Origin of the sequence: Paenibacillus antri, assembly GCF_005765165.1 — a bacterium.
GTDB lineage: Bacteria > Bacillota > Bacilli > Paenibacillales > YIM-B00363 > Paenibacillus_AE > Paenibacillus_AE antri.
This window is the reverse complement of sequence record NZ_VCIW01000015.1, coordinates 107,973-120,719: the sequence shown is the minus strand read 5'-3', so window position 1 is coordinate 120,719 and position 12,747 is coordinate 107,973. Positions and strand designations below refer to the sequence as shown.

The following is a 12,747-nucleotide window of genomic DNA, read 5'->3' as shown; positions in this document are numbered from 1 at the left end:
TCGGAATCGTCGAATTCCAACCGTCATTGTACCATAGCATTCCCCAGAACGTCCACGAATGTAGCAGTCCGCCTAGCATTTGCCGCTCGTAAAACGTTCCCTCCCCGCAAACCATAACGTTACTACCGAGGAGAAGGAGACCGCAGCCATGAAGCATTTGCAACCGACGCAAATCGAAAAATTGCGTGGCGATCTCACTCGCGAACGAGACGAAATCGCAAGCCGCCTCGAACGCAGCGATAAATTCGGCATGAACGAGCCCATGGGCATCGAGTTGGGCGAGCTCTCGCTCGTCGACAACCATCCCGGCGACATCGGCAGCGAGATGTTTGAACGGGGCAAAGATTTGGCGCTCGCCGAATTGTGGGAACACCAGTTGGAAAAGGCCGAAGCCGCCCTCGCCCGCATGGACGCCGGCACGTACGGCCGTTGTCTGAAATGCGGGGAGCCGATCCCGCTCGAACGTCTGCAGGCGCTGCCGTCCGCCGAATATTGCGTGAAGCACGTGCCCGACGACGATACGTCGTTCCGGCGCCCGCTCGAGGAGAAGTTCCTCGCCCCGGCGATGCGTTCCGATATGGACCATGACGACACCACGCAGTTCGACGGGGAGGACGCATGGCAGATCGTCGAGCGCTGGGGAACCTCGAACACGCCGGCGATGCAGGAAGGCCGGGACAACACCGACTATAACGATATGGAAATCGAGTCGGACGAAAACGAAGGTTACGTCGAGCCGCTCGAGAGCTTCTTAGCTACCGACATATACGGCAATAACGTAACCTTCGTCCGGAACGACGTGTATCAAAAATATATGGAGCATGGCGAAGGCTTCGGACTGCTCGAGCCCGACGCCCGCGAGGACGACGATGAGCTGACGGACGGCTATTACTAATAGTAAAAGCCGCCGCCGCTCATATGCGCCTGCACCGACTCGACCAGATCGGCGATGTAATGCCCGATGATGGGCAAATCCAACGCCCCGATCTGGCGAAGTACATAGACGATCGTCGCCGAGAAGATCGTGACGCCGATCGCGATGCCCACCCCCCGGGCCGTACCCGCGATCAAGTTGCTTACGATCAGCTTCCGGGGAGAATTGAGCAGCTGTACGTATTCCGCCAGCTGCACCCGCTCCAGATGATCCGCGATCCGTTCGACTTGATGTTGCACCTTGTCGGCCGTCGCCATGCCCTCACTCCTTACAAGACGTTAATGTGTTTGATCACGTGCGTGCAACGGTTGCACAGCGTCGGATGCTCGGCGTTCGCGCCGACCTCCGGCGTGACGATCCAGCAGCGTTCGCACTTCTCCCCGCTCGCCTGATCCACCTTAACCGCAAGCCCCTTCAACGCCATGGCGTCCGCCGGCGCCTCGCCGCCGACGACGGCCGCTTCGGAAACGATAAACAGCTTCTCCAGCTCTCCGTCGAATCGGCCGAGCAGCTCCGCCGTTTCCTTCGTCGACGGGTATAACGTCACGCGCGCGCTCAAGCTGTTGCCGATGCGCTTCTCCTTGCGCGCGACTTCGAGCGCCTTCAGCACTTCGTCGCGCACGTCGATCAACGCTTCCCACTTCCGCTCGAGCGTCGCGTCGTACAACTCCGTGCGCGCCGGGGAGAAGACGGTCGTCTGCACCGTCGCGCCTTCGACGCCCGGGATGTACCGCCACACTTCGTCGGCCGTGTGCGGCAAGATCGGCGCGACGAGCTGCGTGACCGCGAGGAGCGATTCGTACATCACGTATTGCGTCTGCTTCCGGGCGACGCTGTCCGCCGCGTCCGCGTACAGACGGTCCTTCATGATGTCGAGATAGAACGCGCTCATCTCCACCGCGAGGAAATGATGCACCGCTTGGTAGACGGTGTGGAACTCGTAATTTTCGTACGCGTTCAACACCTTCTCCTTCATCCGCTCGAGGCGGATGAGCGCGAACCGATCGAGCTCGGACAGCTCCGAAGCCGCGAAGCGGTCGTTCGCCGGGTCGAACCCGGACAAGTTGCCGAGATAGAAGCGCAGCGTATTGCGGATTTTTCGGTATACCTCCGCGGTTTGCTGCAGGATATTATCCGACAGCCGCACGTCCTGTTGGTAATCCGTCGAAGAAACCCACAGTCGTAGGATGTCCGCCCCGAACTGGTTGCATACTTTCAGCGGGTCGACCGTGTTGCCGAGCGACTTGGACATCTTCCGCCCTTCGCCGTCGAGCGTGAAGCCGTGGCTAAGGACCCCCTTATATGGGGCTCTGCCGTGAACCGCCGTCGACGTGATGAGCGACGAGTTGAACCACCCGCGGTATTGGTCGGAGCCTTCCAAGTACAGATCCGCCGGCGCCTGCAGGTCGTCGCGCGCTTCGAGCACCGCCATATGGCTGGAGCCGGAGTCGAACCAGACGTCCATGATGTCCGTCTCCTTCCGGAACTCCGCATGGCCGCATTTGGCGCAAGCCGTGCCCGCCGGAAGCAGCTCCGCTTCCGACTTCGCGAACCACGCGTCGGAGCCTTCGCATTCGAAGATGTCCGCGACGTGCGCGATCGTCGACTCATTGACGAGCGGCTCGCCGCAGGAGCGGCAGTAGAAGATCGGGATCGGCACGCCCCAGACGCGCTGACGCGAGATGCACCAGTCGCCGCGGTCGGCGATCATGTTATGCAGCCGCACTTCGCCCCAGCTCGGCGTCCACTTCACGTTGCGAATTTCCTCCAGCATCTTGTCGCGGAACGCGTCGATCGAGGCGAACCATTGCTCGGTCGCCCGATAGATGACCGGCTTCTTCGTCCGCCAATCGTGCGCGTATTGATGCTTGATGAAGCTCATGTGCAGCAGATGGCCGCTTCCCTTCAGCTTCTCCGTGATGACCTTGTTCGCGCTGTCGTAGAACATGCCTTCGAACCCGGGAGCATCAGCCGTATAATGCCCTTGATCGTCGAGCGGGCTGAGCACGCCGATGCCGTATTTTTGTCCGACGATGAAGTCGTCCTCGCCGTGGCCCGGCGCCGTATGAACGCAGCCGGTGCCCGCTTCCAGCGTAACGTGCTCGCCGAGCATGACGAGCGACTCGCGCTCGTAGAACGGGTGGTTGCACGTGACGTACTCGAGCTCCGCGCCCCGGAGCCGCGAGACGACGTTCGCCGACTCCCAGCCGAGCTCCTTCGACACGCTCTCCAGCAGCCCTTCGGCGACGACGAACTTGCGTCCGTCGACTTCGGCGACGACGTACTCGAGTTCCGGGTGCACCGAGATACCGAGGTTCGCCGGCAGCGTCCACGGCGTCGTCGTCCAGATGACGATCTCGGCGTCGTTCGGCAGCTTGCCCTTGCCGTCCTTCACCTGGAAGGCGACGTAGATCGACGGCGACGTCTTCTCGCGGTATTCGATTTCCGCTTCCGCGAGCGCGCTCTCGGAGGACGGCGACCAATACACCGGCTTCAAGCCTTTATAGATATAGCCCTTATTCACCATCTCGCCGAACAGGCGGATTTGCTGCGCTTCGTATTTCGGCTGCAGCGTGACATATGGGTTGCCCCAATCGCCCCTAACGCCCAGACGTTGGAATTGCTTCTTCTGCTTCTCGACCCATTCCCACGCGTATTCCGCGCACAGCTTCCGGAATTCGAGCGTCGACATCTTCTTCCGATCGGCGCGGCCGCTGTTGGCGATCGCCTGCTCGATCGGCAAGCCGTGCGTATCCCATCCCGGCACGTACGGCGCGTCGAAGCCTTGCAGCGACTTATAACGTACGACGATATCCTTCAGCACCTTGTTCAGCGCATGCCCGATATGGATGTCGCCGTTCGCGTACGGAGGTCCGTCGTGCAGCACGAATTTCGGTTTCCCGGCGCGCGCCTTCCGCACTTCCTCGTATACGTCCATCTCCGCCCATCGCTCCTGCATCGCCGGCTCGGCCGACGGCAGATTGCCCCGCATCGGGAAGTCGGTTTGGAGCAAATTCAGCGTCTTGCTGTAGTCCATCTTCTCCATCTTGAACTCCACCTTTCGATTACTTTCCTGAAAACGCAAAAAAACTTTCCGCCCAAGGGACGAAAAGTTTCGGTTTCGTGGTACCACCCTTATGATCGAGGCATAACGAAATGCATGACAAGCCCTCGACCACTCTGTCATCGGTAACGGGATGAACCGGCTCGGGCTACTTGCGACGATACGCGTTCGGCCGAGCGCTCCTGGATGATTTTCCGCCGATCGTCAACGCCGGGCTTTCACCTGCCCCCGGCTCTCTGGGATGACGCTTGCGACGTACTCGTTCCATTCTACGCTTTGGGTGTCAATCATTGAATTGCATATACAATATCAGAATTCCGACGGGAAATCAATGGGTCAGCGATTGAGGTCGCCTGAGGCCGAATGGAGCGCCGGATTCGACTCGAGCGTGTCCCAGCTGTCGTGGCCGAGCATCTCGAGCTGCGCCTCGATCAACGTCTTGAAGCGCGTCCGATAGATCGAAGCCTGCTTCTTGAGCTCCTCGGTTTCGAGCGCCACCTTGCGCGACTTCGCGAGCGCTTCGTTCACGATGCGATCCGCGTTCTTCTCGGCTTCGCGAATGATCAGCTGCGCTTCCTTCTTCGCGTTCGACTTCACTTCGTCGGCCGCCTCTTGCGCTACGATGATCGTCTTCGACAGCGTCTCCTCGATGTTCGAGAAGTGGCCGAGCTTCTCCGACTGCGCTTGAAGCTGGGATTGAAGCTCCTTGTTTTCCCGAATCAAAGCTTCGTAATCTTTAATGACTTGGTCGAGAAACTCGTTCACCTCGTCCTCGTCGTAACCCCGAAGTCGTCTGCTAAATTCTTTATTGTGGATATCGAGCGGCGTTAAGGGCATGGTGCACCTCCTGAATGCATTGAACGAACCTTAATATGGAATAAGTCGCTAGCGATACGATTTCGACATAAAGCGCCCGATTCCTGCACGGTTACGCAAATTTCCCGATTTTCAGACGGATGCGCCCCGACTTCGAAACGCCGTCCACGGACAAGATCTTAAACCTGCCGAAGCCTTGCAAGGAGACGACGTCTCCCTCCTTCACTTGCCGAGAAGGGTCCTCCTCGACCTTCCAATTCACCTTGCATCGCCCCGCCTGAATCGGTGCGGCCGCTTTGGCGCGGGAGAGGCGCGTCGCCTCGCCGACGACGCCGTCGAGCCGCATCGACGCGACCGTGCAAAACATCTCTTCGAACGCCGATTCGGCCGCGATGAGCTTGTCCGCGGGCAACAGCTCGGTGAACACGTGCGTGCGGCCGACTTGCGACAGATGAAGAGAGAAGAAAGGCGCCATCTCTTCCGCGACGAGAATGTGGGAGCCCCACTCGTGCACGTGGATGTCGCCGATTTTATCGCGTTTGATGCCGAGGCCGAGAATCGCGCCCAAATAGTCGCCGTGCTCGAGCTCGGAGACGCGCTCGTCCTCGCTCGTTACCGATAGTACGACGATCCCGATCGGTTTGTAGATCGGATCGAGGAAGTCCGGCGTAACGATCGCGCGTCGCCGCTCCGCCTCCGCGTATCCGCCGTCCGTTCGAACGAGCGCGTCGTCCGTACGGTTCGCGAGCGACTCGACGATGAACGCCTGTCTCGGATCGAGGAAGTCCGTTCGCTTCACTTGCTTGCGTACGGCCGCATCCTCGATCCACTCGGCGGCTCTGTCGACGAACGACTTCTCGTCGGGATGGAAGTGCTCGTAAGGAATCGATCGCATATCAGCCCGGAATCAAAAACAGGATGACCGCTTCAACGCCTAAGGCGATAAACCGAAGGGCGAAGATCGCTACGATCGGGGAGATGTCGATGACGCCGCCGATCGCCGGGATGAATTTGCGGAATATCCCGAGGTACGGTTCCGTCACGCGTCCGAGCAACTGGCCGATGAAGCTGTCCCTGGCGTTCGGCACCCAAGACAGCAAGACGTACGCGATAATCATGTAGAAGTAAATGTTATACAGCGTCCAAACGAGGGAACTAATCTGGTATTCCAACAACGTCCCGCCACCTCAATTCTGTTCTATGTATTGTCGTTCATCATGTCGGAGATGACGCCTTGAATCTCGACGGAGTCCGGCGTGCATACGAAGATGTTCGGACCGACTTTGGAGATCGCGCCGTTGAGCGCGTACACCGTGCCGCTTAAGAAATCGACGATGCGCATCGCTTGCTCCGGGCGCACCCGCTGCAAGTTCACCAAGATCGCGCGGCGCGAACGCAGGTGATCCGCGATATCTTGCGTCTCCTCATAATTACGAGGCTCGCACAGCACAAGTTTCGAAGATTTTTGGGCATGCAGCGAGACGACGTTATTTTTCACCTTTCGATATTCGCCGGTTTCGCGTTCCCGATCCCGCTCCCGCTCGGATTCATCGTGAGCTTCGTACGCCGGCTCGCGTTCCGCGACCTCTTCTTCCTCTTGCAGTCCGAGAAAATTAAAAATACGGTTCATCATACCCATTGCTAGTCCTCCCCGACTATCCTTTACCTTGTTATCGTTATTTTCCCACAAGAGTGGATCCCAATCGGATCCACGTAGCGCCTTCTTCTACGGCGATCTCGAAGTCGTTCGACATGCCCATCGAAAGATGCTCGATCGGCTTGCCGTACGAGCCCTTCGCATTAGCCTCGTCCCGCAGCTCGCGAAGCGCCTTGAACACGGGTCTTGTCCGCTCCGGATCTTCCTCGTGCGGCGCCATCGTCATCAAACCGACGACGTCGATCGCGTCGCACGCGGTCAGCTTCGATAAGAACGACCGGAGCTCGCCCGGCGCAAGGCCGTATTTCGTCTGCTCGCCGGATACGTTCAGTTGAACGAAGCACGGAACGACGATGCCGAGCCGCTTCGCCTTCTTCTGCAGCTCCTCCGCAAGCGACCATCGATCCAAGGAATGTACCGTCGAGAAGCGTCCCAGCACGTCCTTCACCTTGTTCGTCTGCAGATGGCCGATGAAATGCCAGACGACGTCCGGCCGTCCTTGCAGCGCTTCCCACTTCTCCTTGGCGTCCTGCCAGCGATTCTCGCCGACGTTCGGATACCCCGCTTCGATCGCCTCGATCGTTCGTTCCAACGAGACGTATTTCGTTACGGCGATCACGTTCACTTCTTCGCGTCGCCTGCCGCTTCTTGCGCAGGCGTACGCGATCCGGCGTTCGACCTCGTCGGCGGCTTCCCGCAGCGATCGGTTCACGACCGCGTCACCTCACTCTTTCCGCGCGATCCACGCTGTCATCCGTCCGGTTCGGCCGTTCTCCTTCCGGTGGGAGAAGAACAAATCCGTCCGGCAGCTGGTGCAATATTGTGTTATTTCGATATGATTCGCCAAAATTCCTGCTTCTGTCAGCTTTTGTCGATTGAAAATTGCTAAATCGAGCAAATACCGTCCTGGGGAGGCGGACGGCTTGATCGATTCGCTGCCTTCCGGAATATGCTTCGCGACTTGATCGTCCACCTCGTAGCAGCAGCCGCGGATCGACGGCCCGATCGCGGCGAGCAGCTCCGACGGTTCGGAGCCGTAGGCGCGCGTCATGGCGCGCACCGTCTCGCCGGCGACATCGGCGACCGCGCCGCGCCAACCGGCGTGCGCGACGCCGACCGCCCGGCGGACCGGGTCGACGAACCAGATCGGGACGCAATCGGCGTAGAACGCGTTCAGCATGACGCCGGGGACGTCCGTAACGAGGGCGTCCTTCGACGGCAGCGCGTCGTCCCGTACGAGACGTCCGGCGCCGGCCTCCGCCTCTGCGACGACGGCCACGGCGACGCCGTGCACTTGCTCGGCGCACGTCCAGCGCCGAAAGTCGAAGCCCGCGGCCTCCGCCACGCGGCGGCGGTTTTCCGCGACATCGTCGTCGTTGTCGCCGACGTGCAGCCCGCAGTTCAGGCTGCCCCAGGGTTCGCCGCTGACGCCGCCGCGGCGCGACGAGAAGCCGGCGCTCAGCCAAGGAAACTTCTCTTCCCAAGAGCGCCAACGAAACAACGTCGCGCCATCGTCCGACGGGCGCAGCTCGAGCGGTTCGCGCCATGCCTCGGCCATGTTCATCCCTCCGTCCTCGAAGCGGTTCGATACGCAACGCGGTTTTCAACAGTGTATCACAAAACCGAACGGCATACGAACGAACCCGGCCGGCAAGGCCGGATCCGCTTCGCGCGTATGCCGCATCGGGAGACTACCGGTATTCGTCGTCCTCCGGTTCGTCCCGCCCCCGCTCGCGTTGCTGCCACTCCCGGTCTCGTTCCCGATCCCGTTCCCGCTCGCGGTAGGTTTTCGCACTGTCCTTGCCTCGTTCGTCCACCCGATACACCTTCGGGTCGTCCAGCTTCACCAAGATGACGTCGGCGCCGATCTTCACGATCGAACGCCACGGGATGACCACGTCGGTCCCGCCGCCGAAGAAGCCGAAAAACCGTCCCGAACTCGGGACGACGATCGAATCGATGCGCCCGACGCGCAAATCGAGCTCGATGTCGCTGATTTGGCCGAGCTTCTTGCCGTCAACGATGTTGATGACGTCTTTCGTTTGGAAGTCGGAAATTTTCATCACGGACACCCGCCTATCTCTACTACTATATGTAGCGGGTCGTCATTTGTGTCCCGAAAGTTTCCGTTCTCAATGAAAAAGGCCCGTCCCGCCGCGGAGAGCGGAACGGAACGGACAATGGAGCGTTACGTCTTGACGTGCTTCTGCATCTGATTGATCGCCGACTTCTCGAGCCGCGATACTTGCGCTTGAGAGATGCCGATTTCCTCCGCCACTTCCATCTGCGTCTTGCCCTCGAAGAAGCGCATCGATAAAATCATCTTCTCGCGGTCGTTCAGCCGCTGCATCGCTTCGCGCAGCGCGATCTCCTCGATCCACGAGACGTCCTTGCTTTTGTCGTCGCTGATCTGATCCATCACGTAGATCGGGTCTCCGCCGTCTTGGTAGATCGGTTCGAACAGCGATACCGGATCCTGAATGGCGTCGAGCGCGAAGACGACGTCTTCCTTCGGTACGTTCAGCTCGATCGAAATTTCCGTAATCGTCGGCTCCCGCGAGTTGCGGTTCGTCAGCTGATCGCGGACTTGCAGAGCTTTGTAAGCAATGTCGCGCAGGCTTCTAGAGACGCGAATCGGGTTGTTGTCCCGAAGGTATCTCCGAATTTCGCCGATAATCATCGGCACCGCGTACGTGGAAAACTTTACGTTTTGGCTGAGGTCGAAGTTGTCGATCGCCTTCATCAAGCCGATGCAGCCGACTTGGAACAGATCGTCTACGAACTCCCCGCGGTTATTGAACCGTTGAATGACGCTTAATACCAGGCGCAAATTGCCGTTCACCAATTTCTCCCTTGCGGACCGGTCCCCCTTCTGTTGCAGCGAGACGAACAATTCGCGCATTTCGGCATTGGTTAATACCGGTAGTTTCGAAGTATCCACACCACAAATCTCGACTTTATTGCGGGTCATGCGTAAATACCTCCCAAGGAGAGACATTAATGAACATTATCTCCGAGAGGTGGGAGAATATTCTTGAACAACTCCCAGAAAAAAGTCAAGCCCGCCGGATCGGCGGGCTAAACCATCTTATTGAACTCCTTGCGAAGCCGTTTAATGATACGCTTTTCCAGCCTAGAAATGTACGATTGCGAGATACCGAGCAGGTCCGCGACGTCCTTCTGGGTTTTCTCCTCCCCGTCCTGCAAGCCGAAGCGGAGCTCCATGATGATTCGTTCCCTCTCCGACAGCTTGTCGAGCGCTTTATGTAACAGCTTGCGGTCCACCTGCTCCTCGATGTTGCGGTAGATCGTATCGTTTTCCGTGCCGAGCACGTCGGAGAGCAGCAGCTCGTTGCCGTCCCAGTCGATGTTCAACGGCTCGTCGAACGATACCTCCGTCCGAATTTTGCTGTTGCGGCGAAGGTACATCAGAATTTCGTTTTCGATGCAGCGGGAGGCGTACGTCGCGAGCTTGATTTTCTTTTCCGGATCGAACGTGTTCACGGCCTTGATCAGTCCGATCGTTCCGATCGACACGAGGTCTTCGATGTTGATGCCCGTGTTTTCGAATTTCCGCGCGATATATACGACCAGCCGCAGGTTGCGTTCGATGAGCATCGACCGGATGGCCGCGTCGCCCGTCGACAGCTTCGCGAGCAGATACTCTTCTTCTTCCCTCGTCAGCGGCGGAGGAAGCGCCTCGCTGCCTCCGATATAATAAATTTCTTCGCCCTTCAACCGAAGCAGGAACAACAGGCGATAATACCAAATCGTCATCGTCAACTTCCATCGTAGCAGCATAAGCCATTTCCTCCTCGGTTTTTCTATGTTGCGACATTCGGATTCGTTTATGGGACCATGGCCGGATGAATGATCGCTTGATACGTCCCGTCCGCGCTGAGCGTACCGCCTTCGATGCCGACGAACACTTTCTCCGCGGTCGACTCTCGTTCGCCTTGGCGGATGGAAACCGCGTCGGGCTTGACCGCCAGCATAAACCTCGCGCTCCCGTTAATGCCGCGGTACGGCACGAGCCTGATGCGCTCTCGCCACGGGAACGGCGCCCTGGGCGGTCCTTCCGATCCCGCGGCGGCCGCCTCCGTCTCGGCTTCGTCCGCCTCGCTTAAAAACTGAACGATCCGGTCCGCCTCGTCGGCGCGGATCGCTTGCAGCCAAGCTTTCGGAATCGCGTCCTTCCAAACGGCGGCTTCGAGGACCATGACCGGCGTTCGGGTCAACGGATCGTACAGATGATTGCCCGTATCGATCAACCCTGTGCAGCGGTACGACGCGCCGTCGATCCGAATTTCCACCTCGGCGAGAAACTCCGCCTTCTTCTCCTTGCGCTTCGCTCCGCCGTTCACCTTGCGGAACAATACGGCGCCGACCGCTCCCCCTAGCGCGACGAGCCATAACGATACGCCCAACGCGTATTGATAGCCGCCGGTTTGCGAGAACAAGATGCCGCTCCATACGTCGTTGGACGACTGAAGCATATAATGAAAGCCGACGATCGTCCCCGCCGCCGCCGCGTTCACCGCATAGAAGGCGGCCAAGAGTCCGGCGAATCGGGAGAAACTTTTGTAGCCGAAAGCTGTCATAATCATTACGGCCGAAAATAAACATTTAACAACAAATGTGTAAAACACCGCAAGCGCAGGAACGAACATCAGCAATACATAAGAAGCGCCGATCGCCGAAGCGACGCCCACTCGCCAATAAGAAGGCGATACGCTGCGAACCTTCGCCGCCGCAAGGAGCATCGCGAAATCGAGAACGAAGTTCGTCAAAAATACGATGTCCACGTATACGACCATTCGTTCTTCCTCCGTTGCCTGCCCTCGTCGGTCGGGACGACCGCTTCTCTCGTCTACGAAAGCTAGTATATCGAATCCCCCATCCAAAGTCTGTCTAATCCCGCTGTAAAATAGGGGCTTCTTTTGTCGAAGAAGCCGGTCGAGAGTTGTCGACGATGCCGCCTCCGGAGGTCCCGATCGAGTTGTTCGACGGCGGCGGCGCGCCTTAAGGGTGCGGCGTTACGCTTCCAGTCGGAGCGTCGGGCGTGTCTCCTCGGCCTCCTTAGCAGCGCTATCCCATCGGCTCAGCAACGGGTAGGCGGCGTCTCTCCGCAAACCCCTTATGCCTGTTATCCCGTCAGTTCAGCATAGAGTCGCATTGGCAATGACACCATTATTTGTTGAAAACAATACTTGATTTACGAACATTTGTTTGCTATTATCAAAACAAGAACAAATGTTCGGCGGTGGGTAAATGGACGAACTGATCGCCTTTTTCTATCGAATGAAGTGGCCGCACGGGTTTCGTTGCCCGAGATGTCAGCATCCGCACGCATATACGATCGTCGGCAGCAGACGTTCGCTTCCGCTTTATCAATGTCTGGCATGTCGGCACCAGACCTCCCTAAGAGCCGGCACCGCTTTGGAGAAAAGCAGAACGCCTCTATCGAAGTGGGCTGCGGCCATCCAGGCGATGTCGCTCGAACATAGCGTGAACGCAGTCCAACTGATGGAAGAGATTCAGGTAACCTATAAGACGGCGTGGTCCATGCTCCGCAAGCTGCGCCAAGCGATCCACGCGATGGACGAGCGGCAGCCGTTAACGAACAAGGTCGAGGCCGGCGTCGGATATTACGAAGCCAGAAGACTTCGCTGCTTCATCGCACATCCGCGAATATACCCGGTGATCGTCGGCTTGGCTTACAACGACAATCACGAAACGATATATATGAAGATGAAACCCATCAAACCCGAGCATTACCCGGACTTCATCCTTCGTTATCCAGGAGAAGAAGCTTTCCGGAATCGGCATGTCCGAACGGATCGTCCCGTTAAGATCCTACGGAACATCCCGTTTTGCAAACACGACCTATTACCGGTCCTGTTCAAACAAGCCGTACATTGGTTGAACCGCGTCTTCCATGGCGTCAGTCGGCGCTATCTCGAATCGTATTTGGACGAGTTTTGCCTTAGAAGAAACGCGAAGCTTCATCGCCTCGACCCGTTCGAGACGATCGCCGCATGCAGTATGAATATTGTCTGCAAGAATCCTGCGCAGTTCGATAGTCTTTCATCTGTCGCATAACTCGACACCCCGGATGCGGCATATGGTCCTATCGTACGGACCGCTAAGACTCATTCGCGGCTCCTGATACAACTTTCTATTCAACACCGTTAAGCCAGGTATACACCTACTTGCATGAACTAGGGGCGTACGCAAGCTGAGCCGATGGGATAACCCTGCTAAGGGGTTCCGGGA

Annotated in this window: 14 protein-coding genes, 1 pseudogene and 1 other annotated feature; of the genes and pseudogenes, 3 read left to right on the top strand and 12 right to left on the bottom strand. The window is 58.2% G+C overall.

Features of this window, described 5'->3' with window-relative positions:
* Positions 1-148 precede the first annotated feature (148 nt).
* On the top strand, positions 149-895 hold the full coding sequence (locus FE782_RS20565) for a TraR/DksA C4-type zinc finger protein (protein WP_138196129.1): 747 nt from the start codon (positions 149-151) through the stop codon (positions 893-895).
* Here FE782_RS20565 and FE782_RS20560 read toward each other — a convergent pair.
* The 12 genes from FE782_RS20560 to spoIIGA all read right to left on the bottom strand — a co-directional run bounded on the left by FE782_RS20560 (position 892) and on the right by spoIIGA (position 11,288).
* Positions 892-1,191 carry a DUF5665 domain-containing protein gene (locus FE782_RS20560; RefSeq protein ID WP_138196128.1) on the bottom strand — a complete coding sequence of 100 codons (300 nt, stop codon included), beginning with the start codon at positions 1,189-1,191 and terminating at the stop codon, positions 892-894. The two genes, FE782_RS20565 and FE782_RS20560, sit on opposite strands and share 4 nt — an antisense overlap.
* A gap of 11 nt (positions 1,192-1,202) precedes the next feature.
* Positions 1,203-3,971: an isoleucine--tRNA ligase gene (gene ileS / locus FE782_RS20555; RefSeq protein ID WP_138196247.1), complete on the bottom strand. Its 2,769-nt coding sequence runs from the start codon at positions 3,969-3,971 to the stop codon at positions 1,203-1,205.
* Between the two features lie 61 nt (positions 3,972-4,032).
* Positions 4,033-4,279: a binding site (T-box leader), on the bottom strand.
* A 55-nt stretch (positions 4,280-4,334) separates the two neighbouring features.
* Complete coding sequence (locus FE782_RS20550) at positions 4,335-4,835, bottom strand: DivIVA domain-containing protein (protein WP_138196127.1); 501 nt, start codon at positions 4,833-4,835, stop codon at positions 4,335-4,337.
* A gap of 91 nt (positions 4,836-4,926) precedes the next feature.
* Positions 4,927-5,709 (bottom strand): YlmH family RNA-binding protein, encoded by a 783-nt coding sequence (locus FE782_RS20545; protein ID WP_138196126.1) that lies wholly within the window; start codon positions 5,707-5,709, stop codon positions 4,927-4,929.
* 1 nt (position 5,710) lies between these two features.
* Positions 5,711-5,989 carry a YggT family protein gene (locus FE782_RS20540; RefSeq protein ID WP_138196125.1) on the bottom strand — a complete coding sequence of 93 codons (279 nt, stop codon included), beginning with the start codon at positions 5,987-5,989 and terminating at the stop codon, positions 5,711-5,713.
* A 23-nt stretch (positions 5,990-6,012) separates the two neighbouring features.
* A complete protein-coding gene (locus FE782_RS20535; RefSeq protein ID WP_138196124.1) occupies positions 6,013-6,453 on the bottom strand; it encodes a cell division protein SepF in 441 nt (146 codons plus the stop codon).
* A gap of 37 nt (positions 6,454-6,490) precedes the next feature.
* Positions 6,491-7,183: a YggS family pyridoxal phosphate-dependent enzyme gene (locus tag FE782_RS20530; protein WP_138196123.1), complete on the bottom strand. Its 693-nt coding sequence runs from the start codon at positions 7,181-7,183 to the stop codon at positions 6,491-6,493.
* A 12-nt stretch (positions 7,184-7,195) separates the two neighbouring features.
* A complete protein-coding gene (gene pgeF / locus FE782_RS20525) occupies positions 7,196-8,029 on the bottom strand; it encodes a peptidoglycan editing factor PgeF (protein WP_138196122.1) in 834 nt (277 codons plus the stop codon).
* A gap of 133 nt (positions 8,030-8,162) precedes the next feature.
* Positions 8,163-8,534: a YlmC/YmxH family sporulation protein gene (locus FE782_RS20520; RefSeq protein ID WP_138196121.1), complete on the bottom strand. Its 372-nt coding sequence runs from the start codon at positions 8,532-8,534 to the stop codon at positions 8,163-8,165.
* 125 nt (positions 8,535-8,659) lie between these two features.
* A complete protein-coding gene (sigG, locus tag FE782_RS20515; RefSeq protein ID WP_138196120.1) occupies positions 8,660-9,442 on the bottom strand; it encodes an RNA polymerase sporulation sigma factor SigG in 783 nt (260 codons plus the stop codon).
* 107 nt (positions 9,443-9,549) lie between these two features.
* The gene (gene sigE / locus FE782_RS20510) at positions 9,550-10,272 is read right to left on the bottom strand and encodes an RNA polymerase sporulation sigma factor SigE (RefSeq protein ID WP_138196119.1); all 723 of its coding nucleotides are present in this window, start codon (positions 10,270-10,272) and stop codon (positions 9,550-9,552) included.
* 47 nt (positions 10,273-10,319) lie between these two features.
* The gene (spoIIGA, locus tag FE782_RS20505) at positions 10,320-11,288 is read right to left on the bottom strand and encodes a sigma-E processing peptidase SpoIIGA (protein ID WP_138196118.1); all 969 of its coding nucleotides are present in this window, start codon (positions 11,286-11,288) and stop codon (positions 10,320-10,322) included.
* Between the two features lie 454 nt (positions 11,289-11,742).
* Between spoIIGA and FE782_RS33345 the strand changes: the two are divergent.
* Both FE782_RS33345 and FE782_RS20500 read left to right on the top strand, forming a co-directional pair.
* Positions 11,743-11,874, top strand: a pseudogene (locus tag FE782_RS33345) (transposase family protein); the annotation flags it as partial.
* A 36-nt stretch (positions 11,875-11,910) separates the two neighbouring features.
* Entirely contained in the window at positions 11,911-12,573 is a 663-nt protein-coding gene (locus tag FE782_RS20500) for a hypothetical protein (RefSeq protein WP_238392584.1), read from the top strand.
* Positions 12,574-12,747: the final 174 nt, after the last annotated feature.